Genomic DNA, 24,683 nt, shown 5'->3' on the forward strand with positions numbered 1-24,683 from the left:
GGAGCGAGCGTGCCGTGGCGGAGGCTGCCGTGCCTTCAGGCCGTGGTGAGCACCTGCTCCAGCGCGTGCTGGCGGGCTCCGGCGCCGACCCAGGCGTCGAGGGGCCGCTGCGCCACTCCGTGCGCCTCCCACCCCGCGCGGGCCGGCCCGTCGGGTGGCCCTCGTGGGTGCCGCCCGAGTTGCGGGCGGCCCTGGGCGAGCAGGGGGTGGAGCGGCCGTGGAGCCACCAGGCCGAGGCCGCCGAGCTGGCGATGGCCGGCCAGGACGTGGTGGTGGCCACCGGCACAGCGTCGGGCAAGTCGCTGGCCTACCAGCTGCCAGTGCTCGCCGCACTGGCGGCGGAGCGCAGGGCGACCGCGCTCTACCTCTCCCCGACGAAAGCGCTGGCCGCCGACCAGCTGCGTGCGCTCGACGCGCTCGGCCTCCCCGACGTGCGCCAGGCCCCATTCGACGGCGACACTCCGATGGACGCGCGGGACTGGGCGCGCAGCCACAGCCGCTGGGTGTTCAGCAACCCGGACATGCTGCACCGGTCGGTGCTGCCGCGGCACAGCCAGTGGGCGGCGTTCCTGCGGAAGCTCCGCTTCGTGGTCGTGGACGAGTGCCACACCTACCGTGGGGTGTTCGGCTCGCACGTGGCGCTCCTGCTGCGCAGGCTGCTGCGGATCTGTGCGCGTTACGGCTCGCACCCCACCGTCGTGCTGGCCTCGGCCACCGTGGCCGAGCCCGCTGCGTTCGCGTGCCGCCTCACCGGGCGCGATGTCGTGGCCGTCACCGACGACGGCTCGCCGGGCGCCGGGCGCACCGTCGCGATGTGGGAGCCGCCGCTGCTACCGGAGCTGGCGGGCGAGAACGGAGCGCCCGTCCGCCGTGCCGCCGGTGCCGAGGCCGCCCGGATGCTCGCCGACCTCGTGGTGGAGGGGGCGCGGACTCTCGCATTCGTGCGATCCCGGCGCGAAGCCGAGGTGACCGCACTGACGGCGCAGCGGATGCTCGTGGACGTCGACCCCGATCTCGTGCGGCGGGTGGCGGCGTACCGCGGCGGTTACCTGCCGGAGGAGCGGCGCGCTCTGGAGGCCGCACTCGTGAACGGCGAGCTGCTCGGGGTCGCCACGACCAACGCGCTGGAGCTCGGTGTGGACATCGCCGGGCTCGACGCCGTGGTGGTGGCCGGGTTCCCGGGCACCCGTGCTTCGTTCTGGCAGCAGTCCGGGCGCGCCGGGCGGGCCAGGGACGAGGCCCTCGTGGTGCTCGTCGCGAGGGACGACCCGATGGACACCTACCTCGTGCACCACCCCGACGCGCTGCTGGGCGCGCCTGTGGAGGGCTGTGTGCTGGACCCGGCCAACCCGTACGTGCTGGCGCCCCAGCTCGTCTGCGCCGCGGCTGAGCTGCCGCTCACCGAGGAGGACGTGTCGGGTGTGTTCGGTGGCGCCCCTGCCGCGGCGGTACTGGACGAGCTCGTGGCCGACGGCGTGCTGCGACGCAGGCCCACCGGGTGGTACTGGCCGTCCACGCGGGAGCGACCGGCCGGGTCGGTGGACATCAGGGGTTCGGGCCTCGGGCAGGTGGCGGTGGTTGAGGGCGAGACCGGGCGGATGCTCGGCACGGTGGACGGGTCTTCGGCTCCCGCCACGGCCCACCCCGGCGCGGTCTACCTGCACCGGGGCGAGAGCTACCTGGTGGAGGAGCTGGACCTCGAAGCGGGTGTCGCCGTGGTGCGGCCCGCCGACCCCGACTGGCGCACCGACGCCCGCTCCACCGCGGACGTGGAGGTGGCGCGGGTGCTCGAGCACCGCGACCACGGCGGCGTGCGCGTCTCGTTCGGCGAGGTGACGGTGACGTCGCAGGTGGTGGAGTACCAGCGGCGTGCTCCGGACGGCACGGTGCTCGCCACCGTGCCCCTCGACATGCCCGAGCAGGTGCTCCGCACCCGCGGCGTCTGGTACGACGTGGACGTGGGCGTGCTGGAGGCCGCCGGGGTGCCGCACCCCCGGGTGCCGGGCGCGTTGCATGCCGCGGAGCACGCGGCGATCGGCTTGCTCCCGCTCTTCGCCATCTGCGACCGGTGGGACATCGGTGGGATGTCGACGGTCCTGCACCCGCACACCGGGCGGCCCACGGTGTTCGTGCACGACGGCCACCCCGGGGGTGCCGGGTTCGCCGAACGCGGCCACGCCGTGCTGGCTGCCTGGCTCGCCGCCACGAGGGCCGCAATCCGGGACTGCGAGTGCCGTACCGGCTGCCCGTCGTGTGTGCAGTCGCCCAAATGCGGCAACGGCAACGCGCCGCTGGACAAGACCGGCGCGGTGGCTGTGCTCGACGTGGTGCTGGCCGCCCTCGCGCGCCCGCCGCTCGCACGTTCGGACCCGTAGGCCGAGCTGGGGACCGTCGCCGGCCGGCCACGTTGGGGGGGCGGGCCGGCCGACGACGGCCGGGGCACGGTGGAACCGGTTCCGGGGTGGGCGTCAGGGGTAGACGCGCCGGATCCACCGCGGTGTGGGGAGCGGCGGCGATATGGAGAGGTGGGTCGCCGTTCTGCCGGGGGAGACTGACGGGAACTCGGTCAAGTAGGCGCGTCCGCGCCGTGCAGTTGCCAGGGGCTGTCGCCGATCGGTCCGGCAGCCACGACGAACGTGGCGGCGGTGCGCCGAAGCGTCGCCGAACCGGGGGCGAGTGCCGGAACCGGGAGGGGCCCGGAGGCCTCCGGCTCCGGAACGGGACCGGCGCGGGCCCGGCCGCGCGCAGGCCCGGTGCCGGGCAGCGCCAGCGGCACCGTAACCCGCACCTCCACCAGCGCATCCCAGCCGGAGAGTCCGCAGGATGCGATGGTTCCGCCCATCGCAGCCGCGATCTCGCCGGCTCGGGCGCAGGCTGCGTCGGTGCCCTGCACGGCGAGCGCGGCGGCGGCGAGCGCGGCGAGGTCGGCCGCGGCCTCGGCCTGGTGGCGTGCGGTGATGGCCGCGGCGAGGTGCATGGCGATCACCAGCGCGCCCATGACGACCGCCATCCCCGCAACCGCCCAGACGGTGGCCGCCCCGTCGTCGGCATCCCCCTGCGCGCTCACGGCGCGACCGGCCCCGGTTCGAGGGCGGCGACTGCGCGGCCTCGGATTTGCAGCGGGAGCGGGTGCAGCGCGGCGGCCGAGACCTCGGCGACCACGAGTTCGCCCTCGTGCGTGACCGAGACGCGCGCCCCGGGCGGCGCGAGCTGGGCTGCGAGCGCGTGGCCGCGCTCGGGTTCGCCGCGGGCCGCGAGTCTGGCGAGCTCGCGTGCGGCGTCGATGCAGCGGACCGAGGCGCCCGCGGCCGCGATCGAACCGACCGCGAGCGCCAGAAACGCGACGAGGCTGCACAGTGCGAGCGCCGCCTCGACCGTGACGGAGCCGCGGTCCCGGTCGGTGCCCTCGGTGCGGGTGGGAGGGTGCCGGAGCACCGGTTGCCGTAGCTGCGCCGGCACCCTCCCGGGCATCAGAAGGTCACCGACAAGGCGCGCTCCACGAGCCCGGTGAGCGCGGTGAGGATCGAGTCGCCGGTGACGACCGTGTACAGGAGGGCAGCGAAGGCGGCCGCCGCAATTGTGCCGATTGCGTATTCGACCGTGCTCATTCCGGCGTCGTCGTCGCGGAGCAGCCGAAGCCGCCGCAGGTGCGCCGGGATCGTGGTCGGGTTGGTGGGTCGGGACATAGGTTCTCCTCGTTCTTCTCATGGGGTCCGCCGTGGGACATCTCGACGGGTTCGGGTGGTCACCACTGGGCCAGCGCCTCTCCTGCGAGCCCGGCGACAACCGGGGCGATGCCGAGCACCAGGAACGACGGCAGGAAACACAGCCCGAGCGGGCCGGTGATCAGCACACCTGCGCGTTGGGCACTTGCCTGAGCGGCTTCCGTGAGTTCGGCGCGGATTCGGGAGGCCTCGGCGCGGGCCGCCGTGGCGAGCGCCGAGCCGGTGGCGGCCGACCTGCCCGCGGATCTGGCGAACGCGGAGAGCGCCGGGAGGTCCTCGGCGGTACGCCAGGCGGCGGTGGGGTCGGCTCCGAGCTCCAGCAGGCCCGAGACCCGGCGCAGGCGGACGCCCACGGCTCCGCGGAGCGACTCCGCGGCCGCGGTGACCGCCAGCGCGACGGGCAGGCCCGCTTCCAGGCACACCGCGAGCAGCTCCCAGGCGGCCGCGAGATCGGTCGGCGGATCGACGGCCGGGTCCGTGCTCGCAGCGGCGCGCCGCATCGCGGCGACCCCGGCGGCCGCCGCAGCTCCTGCCAGGACGAGGGCCGCGACCGGTCCGGCGGCGACCCAGCCGAAAGCAGCGGCGGCGCCTGCACCGACGACCACCCAGGAGGTACGCAACGTCGGTGCCTGGTGCTCGACGGTGGGCGGTGGGTGGTGGAGGGCGCGCAGCCGTTGCGGCCCGTAGCGGCCGCCCGCCGCCAGGAGTGCGGCGGCGAGCAGAAGAGCCGGGGCGACCAGGTCGGCCGGCCTCATTTCGGCACCGCCGACCGCAGGATCCGCTCGGACCAGGCGTGCCCGGCGGCCGCGAGCACGACCCCCGCGACCAGCAGCACCTGGCCGAGGACCCCGCCGCGCAGCACCCCGACCGGATCGGCGCCGACGAGCTGCCCGAGCCCGATCCCGAGCAGCGGCAGCGCGGTGAGCACGGTCGCGGTGGCTCGTGGTCCGGCGAGCTGGGCACGGACGCCCGCGCCGAACCGCACCCGCCATCGGATGTCCTCCTGGGTCTGCTCGAGCAGCTCGGCGAGGGGGATGCCATGGCGTTCGGCGAGCGACCAAGCCCTGGCGATGCGTTCGACATCGGCAGCCGTTTCCGGCGTGGCAGCCGCAGCGCGCCGGAGTGCGGACGCCACCCCGTCACCCAGCCGAGCCGCTGCGGCCGCGGGAGCCAGCACCGCCTGGGCCCGGGGGCCGTCGGCGCTCACCCCGGCCAGCGCCGCCGCCGGGCTGCTGCCCGACCGCAGCTCCTCCGTGATCCGGGAGATCGCCGCCGCGAGTTGCTGGGCCGCGACGGCAGCCTCACCGTTCGTTCGGCGGTGGGCGCGGTGGCGGCGCAGGACGACCACGACCAGCGCTCCGGCGAAGGCGCCGCCGGGCCCGGCGAGCAGCAGCCCGGTCAGGCCGCCGAGGAGGGCTGGGCCCGCGGCGACGGCATGCCAACGGGGCCGGGCCGCAGGCGCGGGCCAGAGGGCACCGAGTCGGGCGGCAGCGGCAGGGGCGGGCGCGAAGAGCGCCGCCGCTGCTAGGGCGAGAACGGTCATCGCGTTCAAGACGCTGCCCACCCGTGCCGGCCCGGGTTGCTCACCACGGCGCTCGCACTCCTCGTTCGGCGAGCAGCTCCGCGAGCGCCGCGCGTTCGGACGACCAGCCGCGCTCGGCGGTCCACACCGGCCGGACCGTCACCTCGCCCGCAGCTCGGCCGAGCACGCCGACGGTGTGGAGGATGCGAGAGCCCGACGGGGCCTTCCGCATGTGGAGGACCACCTGGACGGCTGCGGCGAGCTGGCTGTGGAGGGCGTCGCGGGGCAGGCCCCCCGCCGCGGCGAGCGCCTCCATCCGGGCCGGCACCTCGCGGGCGGAGTTGGCGTGCACCGTGCCGGCCCCGCCGTCGTGGCCGGTGTTGAGCGCCGCGAGGAGATCGCACACCTCTGCGCCGCGGACCTCGCCCACCACCAGCCGATCGGGTCGCATCCGCAGGGCCTGGCGCACGAGGTCGCGGAGTGCGACGCCCCCCGCCCCTTCGATGTTGGCCGGGCGGGAGACCAGCCGGACGACGTGGGGGTGGCGCGGGCGGAGCTCCTCGGCGTCCTCGACGCAGACAATCCGCTCGCGTGGGTCGACGGCGCTGAGGAGCGCCGCGAGGATCGTGGTCTTGCCCGTGCCGGTGCCACCGGACACGAGGAACGCGAGGCGGGCCGCGAGTACGGCTCGCAGCAGCGCCTCTCCCGCCGCGTCGACAGTGCCGAGCCCGCGCAGCGCCGGGAGGTCGTGCGCCGCCGAGCGGAGGACGCGCAGCGAGAGGCACGTGCCGTCGGCGGCGACCGGCGGCAGCACGGCGTGGAGCCGGACCCCGGCGTCGGCGACCCAGCCGTCGACGTACGGGCTGGCGTCGTCGAGCCGCCTGCCCGCAGCGACCGCCAGCCGCTGGGCCAGCCTGCGGACCGCGGCGTCGTCGGGGAATCGGATTCCGGTGGGTTCGAGGCCCGCGCCCCGGTCGACCCACACGGCGCCGGGACCGCACACGAGCACGTCGGTGGTGCGCGGATCGCGCAGCAACTGGTCGAGCGGCCCCGCGCCGACGAACTCCTGGCGCAGCACCCGGAGGGCGGCGAGGACATCGAGGTCGGACGCCACTCCGCCGGCCTCGGCCCGCACGGCCGCGGCTACCGCGGCCTGGGTGATCTCCCCGCCCTCCGCCGCGAGCCGGGACCGCACCCGGTCGACCAGCGCGGCGCCTGCGGCGGGGGTGCGCCGCGCCTGCCCTGCTGCCTGCCCTGCTGCCTGCCCTCCTGCCTGCATTGCTGCCTGCCCTGTCGCCTGGCCTGCGGTGTTCACGACCGTGCCCCCGCTGTGGCGCTGCCCCTCAGCTCGGCAAGCACGATCTGCGCGGCGCGCGCCAGCGGGCCGCGGGTGCGCACCGGGCCGGATCCGCGCTCCAACGCGCTCGCCAGCCCGGGTTCTGGCCGCATCTGGACGAGCAGCGGCAGGCCGAGGGCGCCGGCGATCTCGTCGGCCCCGATACCGCCCGGGGCCGGCCCGCGGACGACGAGCCGGACGTTTCCGCCGTGCTCGGCAAGAACCGCCGCCACTCGGGATCCCGACGCGCAGGACCGCACATCGGCCGGCACGACGAGCGTGACGAGGTCGGTGGCCGCGAGCGCCGCGACGGCGGCGTCGGTGGGGTAGCGAGGCAAGTCGCATACCACGATCTCGCCGCCGCGGCGGCCTGCCTCGACAACGGACCGCACGGAAGCGGGCGTGGGGCCGTGCGCGGAACGGTCGCAGGACAGCACCGCCAGCGCTCCGGCCCCGCCGCGGGAGACCGTGGGTGCAGGCAGGGCGGCATGCAGCGCCGCGGCGGGCACCCGGCCACCGCCGACGTCGACGCCCGGCCATCGGAGGCCGCCGAGATCCTCGGCGCCGAGCACGAGGTCGAGACCGCCGCCGAGCGGGTCGCAGTCGACGAGCAGCACCCGCTCGCCCTCCCGCGCCGCGGTGACGGCGACGGCCGCTGCGAACACTGACGCCCCTGCTCCGCCCCGGCCCCCGACCACGGCGAGCACGGCCCCGCCCGTGCGGACGCCCTCCGCGGCGTCGGTGAGCGCACCCACCAGCCAGGACTCAGCCTCGGGCAGCGAGACCACGTGATCGGCCCCCACCGCGACCGCGTCGCGCCACACGGCCGGAGAGGGCTCGCCCCGCACCGCCACGATCACCTCCCCGCGGCGGGCGAGGCCCGCGCGGCCACAGTGGTGAGCGGCGTCGGCATCCAGGAGCACGAGCGGGGCGTGTGGCCAAAGCGCCCTGGCCTGGCCTGTGTCGGCGGCCCGGTGGAGCTCGCACCCGGCTGCGGCCGCCAGCCGCAGGATGGCGTCGAGCAGTTCGGGATCGGACACCATCATCAGCCCGCGGCGCTCCGCGCTGGTGTGTTGCGCCGTGTCGTTCCTCTGCACAGCCGCCCCCTCGTGGTTCCGCTCGGGTGAGCGGTAGGACCAGCGTGGGGGGTGGAGGGGCGGCTGGAGGGACGAGTAGTGGAGCTGTGGACAACCTGTGGTTGATGTGGACAACTGGCGGGGACGGGTCTCTGGGCAGCGGATTTCGGTCGGACCTGTCCGGCAGACTGTGCGGGGATATCCCGCCGTCTCCCCGACCGCTGCGTCGCCTGCCGCCGCGTCGCGTGCCGACCTCGCACATGGGACGGCCCCCGCCAGGGGGGATTGGCGAGGGCCGTCGTGTGGTTCAGCTCCGGGGGGTCGAGCTGAACCGGTGTCCGGACACGCCGGACACTTCAACTGTAGCCCTTGCGGAGCTGCGACGCGCGCCTCTGGATGGACCATCTGCGCGGTGTGGGAGGCCCTCTCGAGACGGCTTCTGGCAAGCTCGACCGGTGCCCGGTGCGCTCCCCACGCTCTCGTCGTCCACGTCACCGTCCCCGCCACCCTCCCGCTCAGGGACCGCCGCGTTCTTCGACCTGGACAAGACGATCATCGCGGGGTCGAGCGCGCTCGCTTTCAGCCGTCCGTTCCGCCGCCAGGGCCTGATCAACAGGCGCGCCGTGTTGCGCAGCGCGTACGCGCAGCTGTTGCTCGTGCTGGCGGGGGCGGACGCCGACACGATGGAGCTGCTGCGTCGCCGCCTCACCGCGCTGTGCACCGGCTGGGAGGTCGCGCAGATCCGGGCGATCGTCGCCGAGACGCTGCACGACATCGTGGAGCCGCTCGTCTACGCCGAGGCGACCGAGCTGATCGCGGAGCATCGGGCGAACGGTGACGAGGTGGTGGTGCTCTCCGCGTCCGGGCTGGAGGTCGTGGAGCCGATCGCGGCGCTGGTGGGCGCCGACCGCTGCCTGGCGACCCGGATGGGTGTTGCCGACGGCCGCTACACCGGCGTGATCGACTACTACTGCTACGGCGAGGAGAAGGCGCGGGCCGCGCGCAAGATCGCGGCTGAGCAGGGCTACCGCCTCGCCGACTGCCGCGCCTACTCCGACTCGATCACCGACCTCCCCCTGCTCGAGGCGGTCGGGCATCCCACCGCCGTCAACCCGGATCGGGCCCTGCGCCGGGAGGCCGAGCAGCGGGGCTGGCCGATCCTGATCTTCGGCGACCCGGTCGCGCTCCGCATCCGGTTCCGGCCGCCGCCGCCGCGCGCGACGGTCGCGGCCCTCGGCGTCGGGACGGCTGCCGCGCTGGCCGCCTGGTTCGTGGTCCGCCGCGTCATCATCCGCTCCTGACCAGGGAGAACGCACTCAGCTCGGCAAGGGGCGAGCGAGGCCGATGGGGTTCCAGAGGGTGTTCGAGCTCGCTCTGATCGCCACCCTCCGTGCCTGAACCGGTGCACCGCGACGGGACCCTTGCTGTGCTCCCAGTCACCGACTACAAAGGTGGCCACGGACTCCTGGCCGGCCAGGGGCGGTGCGGTAGAGAAGCACCCGTCCACCCCGACTTGGGCTCCGTGCGAGAAGGCCGGGCGCTCCACGCGCAGCACGCCGCGGGAGGCATGTCGTCGTGGGCCTGCGTACCGGGACGCCGGACGCCGAGGCCACAACACGACACGTAGTGCACGCTGGATCTCGGACTAATCGCGGAGGCGGGCGGTGCTCCTTGACGGGGTGCCGCCCGTCTTGTGCGTCCGGGCTTGTGCGTCCGGGTCGCGTTTCCCGAAGCTGCGTATCCGGGCGTGCTGTTCAGTCAGGTGCGGGCGTCCGCGATCGAGAGGCCCTCTTTCGCCCCGGCCGTCCACTGCGCACAGCAATGCAACACCCACGCTCGCACGCCCTCGGCCGTCCCGCCGGCGAACGCGGTGGCCGTGCTCCGGTACTCGGCCGCGTGCCGCAGGTGCCCCACCTCCGGCACGGCGAGGCCCTTCGGGTCGAGGCCCGCGGCGACTGCCGCGAGGCGCGCCGCCGCGCGAGCCACGACGCCGTTCGCGGTGGGGAACGGCGCGAGCGCGAGCAACTCCCCGTGGACAATGGCGACGAGTACAGGGGCGGGCACGGCCGTCCCACCCGTCGCGAGGTCGGCGAGCAGGTTGAGGCGGCTCGCCACGCCGTCACCGGCTCGCGGTCTCCCGAGCTCGTCCTCCTGCCGCTCCGTCGGCACGAGATCGGCCGCCGCGACGACGTGCAGGCGGGCCAGCGCCTGCAGCGGCGAGGTTCGCCACACCGCCAGCAGGCGTCCGGACTCCTCCGCGGCCCGCACCGCGCCTGCGAGCACCGGGCTGTCGACCGTGTCGCCACCGGTGATCGCCGCGCCGTCGAGAGCCGCCGACGCCCTGGCAGCACGCAGTCCCGCCTCGGCCGCACTCGCAGGCCAGCCTCTGCGGTTCACCGGATGGTTGTGCACCCCCACCAGCGCGTCCCTGGCCCCGGCGACCGCCTCTGCGACGCCGGGCAGTTCGATCAAGGGGGCGAGCGGGTCGGTCGCAGCGGGCACCCCGGCATGCTGCCACCGTTCACGCCCCGCTCGGCGGCCCGGGTGGCCGCAGGCGGACCATCGGACGAGGTCCGCGGCGACCAACGGTGCGGAGAGCTCGCGGGGCTACTAGCGTCGTGCATCGACGCATGCGGAGCCGGGTGTCGTGGCCCGGCGCAACGCCCAGGGACCAGGAGGGCACTGATGGCCGAGGAATCGACCCACGCCACTTTGAGCAACCTGTCGACGGAGAGCCGGAGCTTCCCCCCGAGCGACGAGTTCGCCGAGCAGGCGAACGCCACCGCGGACTGGTACGAGCGGGCCGACGCCGACCGCGAGGCCTTCTGGGCCGAACAGGCCGAGCGCCTGAGCTGGGACCAGAAGTGGAACCGGGTGCTCGAGTGGGACGCCCCGTTCGCGAAGTGGTTCGTCGGCGGCAAACTGAACGTGGCCTACAACTGCGTCGACCGGCACGTCGAGGCAGGCCACGGGGATCAGGTCGCCATCCACTGGGAGGGCGAGCCGGGCGACACTCGCACCATCACCTACGCCGACCTCCAGCGTGAGGTCTCCAAGACCGCAAACGCACTGGCCGGGCTCGGCGTCGGGGCAGGGGACCGAGTGGCGATCCAGCTGCCGATGATCCCCGAGGCCGTGTTCTCGATGCTCGCCTGTGCGCGCCTAGGCGCGATGCACAGCGTGGTGTTCGGCGGGTTCTCCCCGGGTGCGCTCAAGGCGCGGATCGAGGACGCGGAGGCGAAGCTGCTGATCACCTCCGACGGCCAGTACCGCCGCGGCAAGCCCGCTCCGATGAAGGAGAACACCGACGAGGCGGTGCGGGACACCCCGACGATCGAGCACGTGCTCGTGGTGAAGCGCACCGAGACCGACGTGCCGTGGACCGAGGGCCGCGACCTCTGGTGGCACGATCTCGTCGACCGCCAGTCCGACCAGCACAGGCCGGAGGCGTTCGACGCCGAGCAGCCGCTCTTCATCCTCTACACCTCGGGCACCACGGGGAAGCCGAAGGGCATCCTGCACACGTCGGGCGGCTACCTCACACAGGTGGCGTACACCCACAACGCGGTGTTCGACCACAAGCCCGGCGAGAGCGTGTTCTGGTGCACCGCCGACATCGGCTGGGTCACCGGCCACAGCTACATCGTCTACGGCCCGCTGGCCAACCGGGCGACGCAGGTGATGTACGAGGGCACGCCCAACACCCCGCACGAGGGCAGGCACTGGGAGATCATCCAGAAGTACGGCGTCTCCATCTACTACACCGCGCCCACGCTGATCCGCACGTTCATGAAGTGGGGCAAGGAGATACCGGAGAAGTACGACCTCTCGTCGCTGCGTGTGCTCGGCAGCGTCGGCGAGCCGATCAACCCCGAGGCCTGGATGTGGTACCGGCAGAACATCGGCCGCGACAACTGCCCGATCGTCGACACCTGGTGGCAGACCGAGACCGGCGCGATCATGATCTCGCCGCTGCCCGGCGTCACCGCGACGAAGCCCGGCTCCGCGATGCGCGCGCTGCCCGGCATCAGCGCGGAGGTCGTCACGGAGGAGGCGCAGCCGGTCGGGCCGGGCGGGGGCGGGTACCTCGTCCTCGACAAGCCGTGGCCGGCGATGTTGCGCGGCATCTGGGGCGACGAGGAGCGCTACCGCGAGACGTACTGGTCGCGGTTCGCCGAGCAGGGCTACTACTTCGCGGGCGACGGCGCGAAGTACGACGACGAGGGCGCGATCTGGCTGCTGGGCCGCGTCGACGACGTGATGAACGTGTCGGGCCACCGCATCTCCACCACCGAGGTGGAGTCGGCGCTCGTGAGCCACCCGACGGTCGCCGAGGCCGCCGTCGTGGGGGCATCGGACCCCACCACCGGGCAGGGCATCGTCGCGTTCGTGATCCTGCGCGGCAACGTCGCCCAGGACGAGGCGAAGGGCGCCGACGCGATCAAGGCGCTGCGTGACCACGTGTCCAAGGAGATCGGCCCGATCGCGAAGCCGCGCCAGATCATGGTCGTCGACGAGCTGCCGAAGACGCGCTCGGGCAAGATCATGCGCAGACTGCTGCGGGACGTCGCGGAGAACCGCGAGGTCGGCGACGTCACGACGCTGGCCGACTCCACGGTCATGGACCTCATCTCCGCGGGGCTGCAGGACGGCAGCAAGACGGAGGACTGAGCCAGGAGCGCCCCACAACGGCCCCCCGGTGGTACCCGCCGGGGGGCCGTTCGGCGTGCGCGGAAGCCGGTGGTGCTGCCTCCCCTGTGCGTGGTCAATGCACAACCCAACCATTAGTAATGGACCACGGATGCTGGGTAAATGGCGCGCAATATTCAGTTCTGGGCAAGTAAAGAATTGGCATGAAGCACGGATATGATGGGGTAACGCCTGGACAGCGCCGCATTTGGCGAGTACACATATGAGCCATACGGTATGCAGTATGGAGCATCACAGTTCCACGTGACCACGACAGGGAAGTGATCAGCACTCGGGCCTGACCAGCCCGTATGCCTCACCGTGAGCGGCGGCCGGAACAGGCCGGCTGCCGATTCACCATGCCCGTCTTTCCCCCAGGACGGGCCGGTACTAGGTGCGCCGAAATGCTCGCCTAGTGCGATGCAGTGCCCTCCTGCTCTCGTCAAAGGAGACGTTCGTGACCAGCACGGACCGTGAGATAGTCGATTCGAACGGACGCGTATATCGCGTCGGGATACCGGCCGAGGAGATCCTGGGCCGGTCACGCAAGTGGATGCTGTGGATGCCGTGGCTGGCGATGTTCGGCGTCAGCACCTTCGAGTACGGCTACGGCGCTGCGGAGTCCACCCTGGAGGACGTCCACGGGTGGACGCTCAGCCAGGCGTTCTGGCTCGTCGGCATCTGGACGGTGTTCCAGGCCGGCGTCGCGTTCCCGGCCGGACGGCTCCGGGAGAAGGGCATCGTGTCGGCGCGGGCGGCGATGCTGACCGGCGCGGTGATGGTGTGCGCCGCGTTCGTGACGATCGGCGTCACCGGAAACCTGGTCCTGAACTTCATCATGTACTCGGTCGTCGGCGGGGCCGGCGCCGGGCTGGTCTACGCGACCTGTATCAACATGGTTGGGAAATGGTTCCCGGAGAAGCGCGGCGGCAAGACCGGCTTCGTCAACGGCGCCTTCGCCTACGGCGCCGTGCCGTTCGTGTTCATCTTCAGCTACATGTTCGACGAGAGCAACTACACGCTCATCCTCAGCCTGACCGGCCTCTACATGCTGGTGGTCGTCGTCATCGCCGGTCTGATGTTCAAGGACCCGCCCAAGAACTGGTGGCCCCCGGAGGTCGACCCGCTGGCGTGGGCGTCGCAGCCGAAAGCGGCTCGCAGCCTCGCCAAGAACCCGCCCGCGGTGCGGCAGTACGGCCCGATGGAAGCCATCAAGACCGGTCAGTTGCCGCTCATGTGGCTCTCGCTGGCGATCATCGGCGGCGTGTCGCTCTTCGGCATCGGCTACATGGTCGACTTCGCCAAGGACGCGGGCTTCGGCCCGTTCATCGCGGCCTCCTCGGCAGGCGTGCTCTCGATCGTCAACGGCGTCGGGCGCGGGTTCGTCGGCTGGTTGTCGGACATCGTCGGACGCAAGCAGTGCCTGATCATGGTGCTCGTGGTGGAGGGTGTCGCGCAGTTCGGGCTGCTCTGGGGCGGTGACACGAAGAACGAGGTCATCTTCATCTTCTTCGCGTTCCTCGCCGGTCTCGGTGGCGGTGCGTTCTTCCCGATGTTCGCCGCGCTCACGCCCGATTACTTCGGCGAGAACTACAACGCGACGAACTACGGGCTCGTCTACAGCTCGAAGCTCGTCAGCGGGCTGTTCGGGCTCGGCGCCGCCTCGTGGGTCGTGACGACGTACGGCTACAACGGCGCCTACACGATCGCTGGGATCATCGCCTTCGTCTCCGCGTTCATCGCACTGTTCCTCCGGCAGCCCGGACGCGGCGAGCGGCAACCAGTGGCCGACACCAGCACCAGCACCAGCACTGCCCTGCCCGCGACCGGCGGACAGGCCTGATTTTGTCCGCCCCCCGGACGCCGAACTGCCCGCCCCTGAGTGGGGCGGGCAGTTCGGGTACTCCTGATACGACGCGGGAGGGCTCAGCCTGCGGGCTTGCTCCCGCTCGGCTCGGGAACGTCCTCCACCGGGTCGACTACGTCGACCGGCTCGGCCGCGCCGGTGGCCGCGTCCTGCTCCAGCTGGGCGGCCGCGGCGCGCTCGTCACTCCGCGTCTTGATCAGGCTCGCCACGGTCGTGACGGCGAGCGTGCCCACGATGACCCCGAGCGAGACGAGGATCGGGATCTCGGGCGCCCACGAGACGCCGTGGTGGTGCGCGGCCTCGAAGATCAGCTTCAGCCCGATGAAGGCGAGGATGAACGCGAGGCCCTTGGCGAGGTACACCAGGCGGTCCAGCAGCCCGCCGATGAGGAAGAACAGCTGCCGCAGCCCCATGAGCGCGAAGGCGTTGGCGGTGAAGACGAGATACGGCTCCTGGGTGAGCCCGAAGATCGCCGGGATCGAGTCGAGCGCGAACAGCAGGTCGGTGCTCCCGATCGCCACCATCACGATGAGCATCGGTGTGACCAGCCGCTTGCCGTCGATCTTGACGGTGAGCGCGGCGCCGTTGTACTGCTCGGTCGACGGAAGGACCTTGCGGACGAGCTTCAGTGCTCGGTTCTCCTTGAACTCCTCCTCCTCGTCCCCGCTCTGGATGAGCTTCCACGCCGTGTAGATCAGGAAGGCGCCGAAGAGGTAGAACATCCAGTCGAAGCGGGAGATCGCCTCGGCGCCCAGCGCGATGAAGATGCCGCGCAGGATCAGCGCCAGGACGATGCCGACCAGCAGCACCTTCTGCCGGTACTCGCGGGGTACCGCGAAGCGGCTCATGATCAGGACGAAGATGAACAGGTTGTCCACGGAGAGCGAGTACTCCGTGATCCAGCCGGCGAAGAACTCGCCGCCGTACTGGGGCCCGGCTACCGCGAACACGCCCAGGCCGAACAGCACGGCGAGTGCGACGTACACGGTGACCCAGATCGTCGACTCGCGTATCGACGGATCACGCGGGTTGCGGGCGACCAGGTAGAAGTCGAAGGCGATCACGGCGAGGAACGCCCCGATCGTCACGAACCAGGCCCAGGTTGGAATGGCCATCTCTCTCCTCGGAAGTCGGCGGCCGAGCAACCCGACGCCGCGGCGGAGCGGGCGCCTGGAATGGCACTGCTCCGCCGCGACGTCGGATCACACGGACCGTCGGGACTTGCCCCGGGCGCCGGCGGCCACGGTGGGCCGGTCGGCGAGCCGAACGGAACGGCGAGCGCGCTTGCGCTCCCGGGCCTCCCACATCGCCGCGGCGTGGTGCGCGTAGCTGCCGTAGAGCAGCTCAGCCGCCGGGTTGTGGTCCTTGATGCTGACGAGCCACGCCGGGGTGATCCGCTCGAACAACCAGATGAACCCGATCGCGAAGCCCAGGCCCACCAGGGCCTGGAACAGCAGGAACGTCAGGACGTCGGCCGGCGGCGTGGGGCTCCCGCCGAGCACGACAGGCGTCATCGTCTCGTGCACGAGGCGCGAGACGGGGAAGCCCACCAGCCAGTAGAGCCCAGCCGGCGTGAACGTGCCCGGCTTGAAGCGCCCCGCGGCGAGGAGCATCCCGTAGACGCCTCCGAGCAGAGCGAGCGGCACCCCAAGGGTCACGGTGCCTACCAGCGCCCAACTGACGGGGTGTCCGGCAAGCATGGACATCCCGCCGACGCATGCTCCGGCGATGACTCCGATCGCGGCGCCGGGGGCGCCGATCTCGGCGAGTTGTTGCGCTCGGGTTGTCATCGTGGATCAGCCCAAGTCGGCAACGCCGAAGCGGATGAGGCTGTAGAAGAGCATGCCCAGGTAGAACACGGCACCGAACCCGATGATGAGGTTCGTCCACAGCTTCGGCCGGATCGGCTTGGGCAGCATCCTGTTGTTGACCAGCAGCAACACGATGCAGTAGGCGCCCATGGCGAACGTGGAGAGGAACGCCAGGACGTCCAGAATGGCGGCGGGACCGTCGGCCGGACCCCAGAGCAGGATCGCGATGCCGAAGGCGATCACGCCCCAGAGGAAGCCGGCGTAGATGTGCGCCATCCGGAACCGCTTCATCCCGGGGATGAAGTGGTAGGCCATGTCCGACTGACCACGGGAGAACGAGTCGAACAGACCCAGGGTGGCGTTCAGGCCGATCAGGGCGATGAAGCAGAGGAACACGCTGCCCAGCGCCTGCACACCGACCGACGCGAACGAGTCGGCCATCCCGTAGAGCGCGGCCTCCCGGTCGCCCTCACGAAGCAGGTCGACCACGTTCGGGTTGTTGCGGGCCGCGGCCCGGGCCATCACCGTGAACGAGATCGTGACCAGCATCGTGATGCCCCAGAACAGCAGCAGGGCGTCGAAGGTGACCCAGCGGCGCCATCCGCGCCACTTCTCCATCTCCGCGGGGTCATCGGTGTCGAACATGAAGCCACGCGAGGGCATGACCTCTTCGGAGCCGGCGTCGCGCAGACCACGCAGCTGCGGGATGTGCGCACCCATGCCGGCGCCCTTGTCCCGCAGGTGCAGCGTGTACCACATCTGCTGCATGCCGGACGGGCCGGCGAACGCGATCGAGCCGACGATCACCGGGAACCAGGCAGGCGAGAGCGCCTCCTCCGGCAGGTAGCCGAACGCGAACATGCCCGTGACCGTGCTGGCCAGGTCGTCCCAGGTGCCGACGATGGACGCGATCACGGCCGTACCGAGCACCAGCGTGCCGATCAGGATCGACAGCACGCTTTCGAGCAGGTTGTAGATCACCTTGGCCAGCGTGAAGACGGTGCCGACCAACAACATGCCGATGATCGCACTTACCTGCCATGGAACGCCGGTGACCTGCTCGAACGCGGACGCGCCCGCCGAGAGGTGACCGGGCCAGATGTAGATCAGTATGGCGATGGTAAAGAAAAACCACATGATTGGTTTCCATACCCGGGCAGCACCTGTGAAGATGCTCTCACCAGTCGCCATTGCATACCGGGCCATTTCGAGGAGTACGATGGCCTGGAGGGTGACACCGATCAGGAACAGCCAGCGAATCTCTGGTCCGAAGAGAAGCACCAGGCGAGGCCACATGTAGGACTCGCCCATTCCCACCCCGAGCGCGACGAGGAAGACCGTCGGGCCGAGGATGTGAACAGCTGGCGGGGCTTCCGGAAGCTTCCGGATCGGCATGGGTTCAAGGCCGCCCGCGTGCCATACGCGCTCGCTGCCCGCGGTGGTAGTAGTTTCCCCGGTCGGCGTCGAATCGGGGTTTTTAGAAGTAGTCACAGTGGTGGACCTCTCCGTCGGGGTTTCCCTGGTACGGCTACTCGCCCCTGGCAATTGCCTCCTTAACTTTCCGGCACCTCTCTGTGAATGCGGTACCGGCCGACCCGGGCCGGGGCCCCTGGGGGGTGGGCGAAGTCCCTCAGGGTGCACCGGCCGGGCCGACCGATCCGTGTACCCGGTGCGCCTGCACCGGGTGAGCCGGCCTGCTTGCTGCCGCCTCGGTCCTGTAGTTGTATTCAGGTCAGTTGTCTGGCCTGATCGTGCTGCGTGCTGGTTGTGCGGTTATTTGGTCGTGCGGTCATGTGGTCGTGCGGTCATGTGGTCGTGCGGTCAGAGGAAGCCGGCGCTGCGGGCCCAGCGGTACTTGGCCCCCAGAACGGCAACCGGCTTCTCGGTCGTGTACGGATATGCGACGACGCCGTGCTGGTAGAGGTAGTCGGACGCCTCCTCCACCTCCACGTCCCCTGCCAGGGACGCCACGACGGGCTTCTCGATCCCCTTCGCCTTCGCCTCCGCCACCACGCGGGCCGTGAGCTCCGCGAAGACCATGGGCGGGGTGACGATGGTGTGCCAGTAGCCGAGGATCAGCGAGTGGATCCGGTCGTCCTCCAGGCCGAGCCGGATCGTGGCCTCGTATGTCGAGGGCGGCTCCCCACCGGTGATGTCGATGGGGTTGCCCGAGGCTCCGAACGGCGGGATGAACGCCTTGAAGGCGGCGTCGAGGTCCGGCGGGATCTCCATCAGGGACAGCTCGTTCTCGACGACCGCGTCGGAGAGCAGCACGCCTGAACCACCGGCACCGGTGATGATGACGACGTTCTCGCCCTTCGGCGTGGGCAGCACCGGGATGCCGCGGGCGTACTCCAGCATGTCGCCGAGGGAGTAGGCCCTGACCACACCGGACTGCTTGAGGATGTCGTCGTAGACCTTGTCGTCGCCGGCGAGGGCACCGGTGTGGGAGCTGGCGGCTCTGGCGCCCAGCGCGGTGCGCCCGGCCTTCAGGACGACCACCGGCTTCTTCCTGGTGATCTCCCGCGCCGCCTCGACGAAGGCCCGGCCGTCCTTCAGGTCCTCGAGGTGCATCGCGACGATATTGGTGTCGGGGTCCTGCCCGAAGTACGTGAGCAGGTCGTCCTCGTCCAAGTCGGACTTGTTGCCGAGGCCGACGATCGCCGAGACACCCATCTTCGTGGAGCGGCTGAACCCGAGGATCGCCATGCCGATGCCGCCGGACTGCGAGGTGAGCGCGACACCGCCCTTGACGTCGTAGGGCGTGCAGAAGGTCGCACAGAGGTTCTGCGGTGTGTAGTAGTAGCCGTAGATGTTGGGGCCGAGCAGGCGCACGCCGGTGTCGCGGGCGATCGCCACGATCTCCTCCTGGAGCTCGTGGTTTCCGGTCTCCGCGAAGCCGGAGGGGATCAGCACGGCTGCGGGTACGTTCTTCTCGCCCACCTCGCGCAGCGCCTGCGGCACGAACTTCGCCGGCACCGCGAACACCGCCACGTCGACGTCGCCGGGGACCTCACCGATGTTCTTGTAGGCCGTGCGCCCCAGGATCTCGTCCGCCTTGGGGTTGATCGGGTAGATCTCGCCCGCGTACCCACCGTCGATGAGGTTCTTCATCACGGAGTTGCCGATCTTGCCGCTCTCGGCCGACGCCCCGATGACCGCTACTGCCTTCGGGCGCATCATCCGGTTCATCGTCGCCAGGATCTCGTCCCGGCTGTAGCGCACCGGCTCGACGGGTTCCTTGGCGCTCAGCACGATCCGGACGTCCGCCGCGGAGGCGCCGTCCGGCCGGGCGAAGACCGGGTTGAGGTCGAACTCGCTGATCTGCGGGAAGTCGGTGACGAGGTCCGACAGCCGCTCGATGACGTCGGCGAGCGCGTCGGCGTCCACCGGCTCGGCGCCGCGGACGCCGCGGAGGATCTCGGCTGCCTTGATGCCGTCGAGCATCGACATGGCGGTCTCGTGGTCGACGGGGGCCAGGCGAAAAGTGACGTCCTTGAGCACCTCGACGAGCACACCGCCCAGACCGAAGACGATCACCTTGCCGAAGGTCGGGTCCGTGGTGGCCCCGATGATCACCTCCTGCCCGCCGCTCAGCATCTCCTGAACCTGGACGCCGTCGATCTCGGCGTCGTCCTTGTAGGCGGCGGCGTTCGCCAGGATCTCGTAGTACGCGGCGCGCACCGCGTCGTCGCCGGAGACTCCGACCTTGACGCCGCCGGCCTCGGTCTTGTGCAGGATGTCCGGCGACACGATCTTCATCACGACCTCGCCGCCGATCTCGGCGGCGAGCTGCACCGCCGCATCGGCACTGGTGGCGAAGCCCTCACCGGGTGTGGGGATGCCGTAGGCCTCGCAGACACGACGGCCTTCGGGAGCGGTGAGCGACTCCCGGCCCTCTGCGTGGACCTTCGCCAGGACGTCGGCTACGACGTCCCGGTCGTAGGCCACGGTGTCGCGAGCCATGGTCAGATCACTCCACTTGTCTTGAGCTCGGCGAAGCGCTCCGGGTCGAGGCCGAGCTCGCCAACGAACACCTCTTCGTTGTGCTGGCCGAGCAGCGGGGAGGTCTCGATCTTCACTGGGGAGTCCGACAGCTTGATCGGGCAGCCCACCGTCTTGAACGCACCGCGCTGCGGGTGGTCGACGGTGACGACCATGTTGTTGTCGGCCAGGGAGGCGTCCTCGATCAGCTCCTTCGTGGACAGGATCGGGCCGCAGGGCACGTTGAGCGCGTTGAGCTGGGCGAGGGCGTCCCACTTGCTGAGGCGGGACGACCACTCCTCGATGAGCTGGAACATCTTGTCGAGCTTGGGCAGCCGGGCCTGCGGGGTGGCCCACTCGGGGTCCTCCGCAAGCTCGGGCCGGCCGATGAGCTTGGCGATCGGGGCCCAGCCGGGCGGCTGGACGATAACGTAGATCCAGTCGTTCGGGCCACCGGGGCTGCAGCGCACGGCCCAGCCGGGCTGGCCACCGCCGGAGGCGTTGCCGGAGCGCGGAACTTCGTCGCTGAACTGCTCGTTCGGGTATTCGGCGAGCGGTCCGTGCACCAGGCGCTGCTGGTCGCGCAGCTTCACCCGGCAGAGGTTGAGTACCGCGTGCTGCATGGCGACCGTGACGCGCTGGCCCCGGCCCGTGGTGTTGCGCTGCACCAGCGCGGCCAGGATGCCGGCCACGGCATGGATGCCGGTGCCGGAGTCGCCGATCTGGGCACCCGTCGCGAGCGGCGGGCCGTCCTCGAAACCGGTGCTGGTCATCGAGCCGCCCATGGCCTGCGCGACGACCTCGTACGCCTTGTAGTGCGTGTACGGGCCTTCACCGAAACCCTTGATGGAGGCGTAGATGAGCCGCGGGTTCAGCTGCTCGAGCCGGTCCCAGGTGAACCCCATCCGGTCGACGGCACCGGGGCCGAAGTTCTCGACGAGAACATCGGCCTCCTTCACCATCTCGATGAAGAGCTGCTTTCCTTCTTCGCTCTTCATGTTCAGGGTGATGCTGCGCTTGTTGCAGTTCAGCATCGTGAAGTAGAGGCTGTCGACATCGGGGATGTCGCGCAGCTGCTGACGCGTGATGTCGCCGGTCGGGGCCTCGAGCTTGACCACGTCCGCGCCAAGCCAGGCCAGCACCTGAGTGGCCGAGGGCCCGGACTGGACATGGGTCATGTCCAGAACACGGACGCCTTCGAGAGCGCTCATATCGTTACCCCCAGGGGATGGCCGACGGTCACTTGTACATCGTTTGGTTCATGGTCCCGGGGGCGTATACCTCCGGGTCGATCCAGACGTTGATGAGGGACGGGAGGCCCGACTCGCGGGCGCGCTGCAGGGCCGGCGCGATGTCGGCGGGGTCGCTGACTTCTTCGCCGTAACCGCCGAGCATCTTGGCGAACTCGTCGTACTTGACCTTGCCGAGCGTGTTTCCGACGCGGCCGCGGTCCTCGCCGTACTTCTGGATCTGCCCGTAGCGGATCTGGTTCATCGACGAGTTGTTGCCGACGATCCCGACGAACGGGAGATCGAAGCGCACCAGGGTCTCGAAGTCCCAGCCGGTGAGGCTGAAGGCGCCGTCACCGAACAGGGCGACGATCTCCTTGTCCGGGCGGGCGTGCTTGGCCGCCAGCACGAACGGGATGCCGACGCCGAGGGTGCCGAGGGGGCCCGGGTCCATCCAGTGGCCGGGGGACTTCGGCTGCACGACCTGGCCGGAGAACGTGACGATGTCGCCACCGTCGCCGACGTAGATCGAGTCCTCCGTCAGGAACTCGTTGATCTCGTGCACCAGGCGGTACGGGTCGATCGGATCGGCATCGGAGTGCTGGCGCGGGAGGCGCTTCTCGAAGGCAGCCCTCTCGAAGGCGCGCAGCTCGTCGACCCACGCCTTGCGGGCCGCAATCCCGTTGCTGACGCAGCCGGAGGAGGCGGCGGCGGTGGTGGCGGCGAGGATGGCGCCCACGTCGCCGACGAGGCCGAGGTCGATGTCACGGTTCTTGCCCACCGTGCGGTAGTCGAGGTCGATCTGCACGACCTTGGCGGTGGGGGAGAGCCGGCGGCCGTAGCCCATCCGGAAGTCGAACGGCGTGCCGACGACGATGATGAGGTCGGCCTCGGTGAAGGCGTGCCGCCGGGCCAGCTGGAAGTGCAGCGGATCCCCGGGGGCCAGGGTTCCGCGGCCGGCGCCGTTCATGAACGCCGGGATGTTGAGCGTGCGGACGAACTCGATGGCGGAGTCGGTCGCCCGGCAGGTCCAGACCTGGTTGCCGAACAGGACGCACGGCTTCTCGGACCGGGAGATGAGGCCGGCCAGCTGCTCGATGGCCGCCGGGTCGCCCACGGAGTGGGTGGAGGCCCGGTAGGAGCCGGGCTTGGGCAGGCGCGCCTGCTCGAGCGGCACGTGCGCGTCGAGCACGTTGCGCGGGATCTCCAGGAAGGACGGGCCGGGAGCGCCGTTGAAGCACTCACGGAACGCCATCGACACGAAATCTGCGGTGCGCGCCGTGTCCGGGACCGTCGCCGCGAACTTCGTGATCGGCGCCATCATGTCGACGTGCGGGAGGTCCTGAAGGGACCCCATCTTGTGCTGTTCGAGCGCGCCCTGGCCGCCGATCAGCAGCATGGGGCTCTCCGCGCGCAACGCGTTGGCGACACCTGTGATGGCGTCGCTGGTGCCGGGACCTGCGGTGACTACCGCGACGCCGGGCTTGCCGGTGATGCGCGCGTAGCCGTCCGCCGCGTGCGCGGCCACCTGCTCGTGCCGCACGTCGATGACGGCGATACCTTCGTCAACGCAACCGTCGTAGATGTCGATGATGTGCCCGCCGCACAGGGTGTAGATCGTGTCCACGCCCTCTGCCTTCAGCGCCTTCGCGACGAGATGGCCGCCGGAGACCGTCTCGGGCAGGGTCGGCGCACGGCCGGTCCCGTCCCGAGCGGCCCTTCCGGGGATCGTCTGCGTCATCGAAAGCCATCTCCTCGTGTCGCCCTCGCTGGCGGCGGTTCCATACTGCATACGGTATGGCTGCTTTGGTACCCCACGGTGCGGCCGTTGTCCAGAGTTGGTTCGTCTGTGACCTGACCTAGACCGAGGCCGCTCGGTCCTGCGCCGGGCGTCCCGACGATGGCGCTTGACGACAGCCTTCCATACTGCATACTGAATGCACGATTCACAGAGGACGGGAGCCCGACGTGAAGGTTGCTGTGCTGGGAGCGGGTGCGATCGGCGCCTACGTGGGGGCGGCACTGAGCCGGGCCGGTGTAGATGTGCACCTTGTCGCCCGCGGTGCGCATCTCGAGGCGCTACGCAAGAACGGAGTACAGGTCTTCTCTCCGAGAGGGGACTTCTCCTCCCACCCCAACGCCACCGATGACCCAGGTGAGATCGGTCCGGTCGACCACATCTTCCTGGGGTTCAAGGCCAACGCGTACGCCGCGGCCGCGCCCATGATCAAGCCGCTGCTGCACGACGACACGTCGATCATCGCGGCGCAGAACGGAATCCCGTGGTGGTACTTCCACAAGCTGGCCGGGCCGTTCGAGGGGCACCGGATCGAGGCGGTGGACCCAGCGGGTTCCGTCACGGCCGCGCTGCCGCTCGACCGCGCGATCGGATGCGTCGTCTATGCGGCCACGGAGATCGAGGCGCCCGGTGTCGTGCGGCACCTGGAGGGCACCCGGTTCTCCATCGGTGAGCCGGACGGTTCGATCTCCAAGCGCTGCACCGAGTTCTCTGAGGCGATGGTGGCCGGCGGGCTCAAGTGCCCCGTCGAGGCCGACGTGCGCAACGACATCTGGATCAAGTTGATGGGCAACATCGCCTTCAACCCGCTCAGTGCGCTGACGCGGGCCACGATGGCCGGCATCGCCCGGCACCAGGGCACTCGTGCGCTGGTGGCGAAGATGATGGAGGAGACCCTCGATGTGGCCCACCGAGTGGGCTGCAAGCCGGAGATCTCCGTCGAGAAGCGCATCGCCGGCGCCGAGCGCACCGGTGAACACAAGACCTCCACGCTCCAGGATCTGGAGCGTGGACGCCCGATGGAGCTGGACGTGCTCCTGACTGCGGTAGTGGAGCTCGCCGACCTCACCGGCGCCGAGGTCCCCACTCTCAGGGCGATCACTGCAGTTGCCGACCTGCTCAATCAGCAGGTGGCCGCAGCGTCCTGACAGGTCCGCGCCCAGAGGCCGCCGGTGGGTGAACAGCCTGCCGGCGGCCGGCGTGTTTACGGGCCCGCCACAGCGAACGGCCCTCCCGCCCCGCGATCCAGGGCGAGAGGGCCGTTCCGTGGCTCTGGAACGGCCACGATGCACCCATATAGGAGTGCGACCTTCAGTCGGCGAGCCGCACGAGGCCGGCGGGGGTTGCGGCGTGAGCGGACCGCTCCGCCTGCCCGGCCGCCCGCTCAACCCGGTGAGGCAGATGATCGGGACGGAGTCGGCGAGCGCCGCGCCGAGCCCCGCGATCATGTTCGGTACCAGCGAGGCCGGAGGTCCCGATCGACACTCCGACCTTGCCGGTGGCTCTTGCCCACCCGTCGGCGGTGTGCGTGCCGCTCTCCGCGTTCCGCACCGCAACGTGCTCCACGCCGCGCTTGCGCAGGGCGGCGTGGAGGGGGAGGGGGGAGCGTCGGGGACGCCGAACACGGTGTCGGCGCCCTCCGACGC

Annotated in this window: 20 protein-coding genes; 5 read left to right on the top strand and 15 right to left on the bottom strand. The window is 70.8% G+C overall.

Annotated features, from left to right (window positions below; all coding sequences use genetic code 11):
• Positions 1–29: 29 nt before the first annotated feature.
• Entirely contained in the window at positions 30–2,375 is a 2,346-nt protein-coding gene (locus tag ABD143_RS02135) for a DEAD/DEAH box helicase (RefSeq protein WP_343970385.1), read from the top strand.
• Between the two features lie 191 nt (positions 2,376–2,566).
• Here the strand turns inward: ABD143_RS02135 and ABD143_RS02140 are convergent, their stop codons facing one another.
• Genes ABD143_RS02140 through ssd form a run of 7 tightly spaced genes read right to left on the bottom strand, consistent with a single transcriptional unit; the run spans position 2,567 to position 7,680 of the window.
• Entirely contained in the window at positions 2,567–3,067 is a 501-nt protein-coding gene (locus ABD143_RS02140) for an Rv3654c family TadE-like protein (RefSeq protein ID WP_343970387.1), read from the bottom strand.
• Positions 3,064–3,471, bottom strand: coding sequence for a TadE family type IV pilus minor pilin (locus ABD143_RS02145; protein ID WP_343970389.1), 408 nt, complete (start codon positions 3,469–3,471; stop codon positions 3,064–3,066). The genes ABD143_RS02140 and ABD143_RS02145 overlap by 4 nt, the downstream gene beginning before the upstream one ends.
• The gene (locus tag ABD143_RS02150; RefSeq protein WP_343970391.1) at positions 3,471–3,686 is read right to left on the bottom strand and encodes a DUF4244 domain-containing protein; all 216 of its coding nucleotides are present in this window, start codon (positions 3,684–3,686) and stop codon (positions 3,471–3,473) included. The genes ABD143_RS02145 and ABD143_RS02150 overlap by 1 nt, the downstream gene beginning before the upstream one ends.
• Positions 3,687–3,745: 59 nt before the next feature.
• Positions 3,746–4,480, bottom strand: a complete 735-nt coding sequence (locus ABD143_RS02155; RefSeq protein ID WP_343970394.1) for a type II secretion system F family protein — start codon at positions 4,478–4,480, stop codon at positions 3,746–3,748.
• Positions 4,477–5,268 carry a type II secretion system F family protein gene (locus ABD143_RS02160; protein ID WP_343970397.1) on the bottom strand — a complete coding sequence of 264 codons (792 nt, stop codon included), beginning with the start codon at positions 5,266–5,268 and terminating at the stop codon, positions 4,477–4,479. The genes ABD143_RS02155 and ABD143_RS02160 overlap by 4 nt, the downstream gene beginning before the upstream one ends.
• A 40-nt stretch (positions 5,269–5,308) precedes the next feature.
• The gene (locus ABD143_RS02165) at positions 5,309–6,526 is read right to left on the bottom strand and encodes a TadA family conjugal transfer-associated ATPase (protein ID WP_343970400.1); all 1,218 of its coding nucleotides are present in this window, start codon (positions 6,524–6,526) and stop codon (positions 5,309–5,311) included.
• A 32-nt stretch (positions 6,527–6,558) separates the two neighbouring features.
• On the bottom strand, positions 6,559–7,680 hold the full coding sequence (gene ssd / locus ABD143_RS02170) for a septum site-determining protein Ssd (protein WP_343970403.1): 1,122 nt from the start codon (positions 7,678–7,680) through the stop codon (positions 6,559–6,561).
• 434 nt (positions 7,681–8,114) lie between these two features.
• Between ssd and ABD143_RS02175 the strand changes: the two genes are divergently transcribed.
• Positions 8,115–8,960, top strand: a complete 846-nt coding sequence (locus ABD143_RS02175; RefSeq protein ID WP_343970406.1) for an HAD family hydrolase — start codon at positions 8,115–8,117, stop codon at positions 8,958–8,960.
• A gap of 457 nt (positions 8,961–9,417) precedes the next feature.
• Here the strand turns inward: ABD143_RS02175 and ABD143_RS02180 are convergent, their stop codons facing one another.
• Positions 9,418–10,161 carry an oxidoreductase gene (locus ABD143_RS02180; RefSeq protein ID WP_343970409.1) on the bottom strand — a complete coding sequence of 248 codons (744 nt, stop codon included), beginning with the start codon at positions 10,159–10,161 and terminating at the stop codon, positions 9,418–9,420.
• Between the two features lie 183 nt (positions 10,162–10,344).
• Between ABD143_RS02180 and acs the strand changes: the two genes are divergently transcribed.
• Together acs and ABD143_RS02190 are read left to right on the top strand one after the other, a co-directional pair.
• Complete coding sequence (gene acs, locus ABD143_RS02185) at positions 10,345–12,330, top strand: acetate--CoA ligase (protein ID WP_343970412.1); 1,986 nt, start codon at positions 10,345–10,347, stop codon at positions 12,328–12,330.
• Between the two features lie 475 nt (positions 12,331–12,805).
• Complete coding sequence (locus ABD143_RS02190) at positions 12,806–14,191, top strand: OFA family MFS transporter (RefSeq protein ID WP_343970415.1); 1,386 nt, start codon at positions 12,806–12,808, stop codon at positions 14,189–14,191.
• Positions 14,192–14,274: 83 nt separating this feature from the next.
• Here the strand turns inward: ABD143_RS02190 and ABD143_RS02195 are convergent, their stop codons facing one another.
• The 6 genes from ABD143_RS02195 to ABD143_RS02220 form a co-directional block, all read right to left on the bottom strand.
• Complete coding sequence (locus ABD143_RS02195) at positions 14,275–15,330, bottom strand: TerC family protein (RefSeq protein WP_343970418.1); 1,056 nt, start codon at positions 15,328–15,330, stop codon at positions 14,275–14,277.
• 87 nt (positions 15,331–15,417) lie between these two features.
• Positions 15,418–16,005 (bottom strand): hypothetical protein, encoded by a 588-nt coding sequence (locus ABD143_RS02200; RefSeq protein ID WP_343970421.1) that lies wholly within the window; start codon positions 16,003–16,005, stop codon positions 15,418–15,420.
• Positions 16,006–16,011: 6 nt separating this feature from the next.
• Positions 16,012–17,517 carry an Nramp family divalent metal transporter gene (locus tag ABD143_RS02205; protein WP_343970425.1) on the bottom strand — a complete coding sequence of 502 codons (1,506 nt, stop codon included), beginning with the start codon at positions 17,515–17,517 and terminating at the stop codon, positions 16,012–16,014.
• Positions 17,518–17,847: 330 nt separating this feature from the next.
• Positions 17,848–19,992: an acetate--CoA ligase family protein gene (locus ABD143_RS02210; protein WP_343970428.1), complete on the bottom strand. Its 2,145-nt coding sequence runs from the start codon at positions 19,990–19,992 to the stop codon at positions 17,848–17,850.
• Positions 19,993–19,994: 2 nt separating this feature from the next.
• Positions 19,995–21,221 carry a formyl-CoA transferase gene (gene frc, locus ABD143_RS02215; protein ID WP_343970431.1) on the bottom strand — a complete coding sequence of 409 codons (1,227 nt, stop codon included), beginning with the start codon at positions 21,219–21,221 and terminating at the stop codon, positions 19,995–19,997.
• A gap of 28 nt (positions 21,222–21,249) precedes the next feature.
• Complete coding sequence (locus tag ABD143_RS02220; RefSeq protein ID WP_343970434.1) at positions 21,250–22,980, bottom strand: thiamine pyrophosphate-binding protein; 1,731 nt, start codon at positions 22,978–22,980, stop codon at positions 21,250–21,252.
• Positions 22,981–23,207: 227 nt separating this feature from the next.
• On the opposite strand from ABD143_RS02220, the gene ABD143_RS02225 reads away from it, so the two are divergent.
• The gene (locus ABD143_RS02225; RefSeq protein ID WP_343970437.1) at positions 23,208–24,185 is read left to right on the top strand and encodes a 2-dehydropantoate 2-reductase; all 978 of its coding nucleotides are present in this window, start codon (positions 23,208–23,210) and stop codon (positions 24,183–24,185) included.
• Positions 24,186–24,348: 163 nt separating this feature from the next.
• Here ABD143_RS02225 and ABD143_RS02230 read toward each other — a convergent pair whose 3' ends face one another.
• Positions 24,349–24,603 carry a hypothetical protein gene (locus tag ABD143_RS02230; RefSeq protein WP_343970440.1) on the bottom strand — a complete coding sequence of 85 codons (255 nt, stop codon included), beginning with the start codon at positions 24,601–24,603 and terminating at the stop codon, positions 24,349–24,351.
• Positions 24,604–24,683 lie beyond the last annotated feature (80 nt).

It is taken from the genome of Pseudonocardia aurantiaca, assembly GCF_039526725.1.
Taxonomy (GTDB): Bacteria; Actinomycetota; Actinomycetes; order Mycobacteriales; family Pseudonocardiaceae; genus Pseudonocardia; species Pseudonocardia aurantiaca.

Coding starts and splice junctions, on each gene's coding strand:
- ABD143_RS02145 (WP_343970389.1), bottom strand. CDS start 3,471: ATGCCCGGGAGGGTGCCGGCGCAGCTACGGCAACCGGTGCTCCGGCAC.
- ABD143_RS02150 (WP_343970391.1), bottom strand. CDS start 3,686: ATGTCCCGACCCACCAACCCGACCACGATCCCGGCGCACCTGCGGCGG.
- ABD143_RS02155 (WP_343970394.1), bottom strand. CDS start 4,480: ATGAGGCCGGCCGACCTGGTCGCCCCGGCTCTTCTGCTCGCCGCCGCA.
- ABD143_RS02160 (WP_343970397.1), bottom strand. CDS start 5,268: ATGACCGTTCTCGCCCTAGCAGCGGCGGCGCTCTTCGCGCCCGCCCCT.
- ABD143_RS02165 (WP_343970400.1), bottom strand. CDS start 6,526: ATGCAGGCAGGAGGGCAGGCAGCAGGGCAGGCAGCAGGGCAGGCGCGG.
- acs (WP_343970412.1), top strand. CDS start 10,345: ATGGCCGAGGAATCGACCCACGCCACTTTGAGCAACCTGTCGACGGAG.
- ABD143_RS02195 (WP_343970418.1), bottom strand. CDS start 15,330: ATGGCCATTCCAACCTGGGCCTGGTTCGTGACGATCGGGGCGTTCCTC.
- ABD143_RS02200 (WP_343970421.1), bottom strand. CDS start 16,005: ATGACAACCCGAGCGCAACAACTCGCCGAGATCGGCGCCCCCGGCGCC.
- ABD143_RS02210 (WP_343970428.1), bottom strand. CDS start 19,992: ATGGCTCGCGACACCGTGGCCTACGACCGGGACGTCGTAGCCGACGTC.
- frc (WP_343970431.1), bottom strand. CDS start 21,221: ATGAGCGCTCTCGAAGGCGTCCGTGTTCTGGACATGACCCATGTCCAG.
- ABD143_RS02220 (WP_343970434.1), bottom strand. CDS start 22,980: ATGACGCAGACGATCCCCGGAAGGGCCGCTCGGGACGGGACCGGCCGT.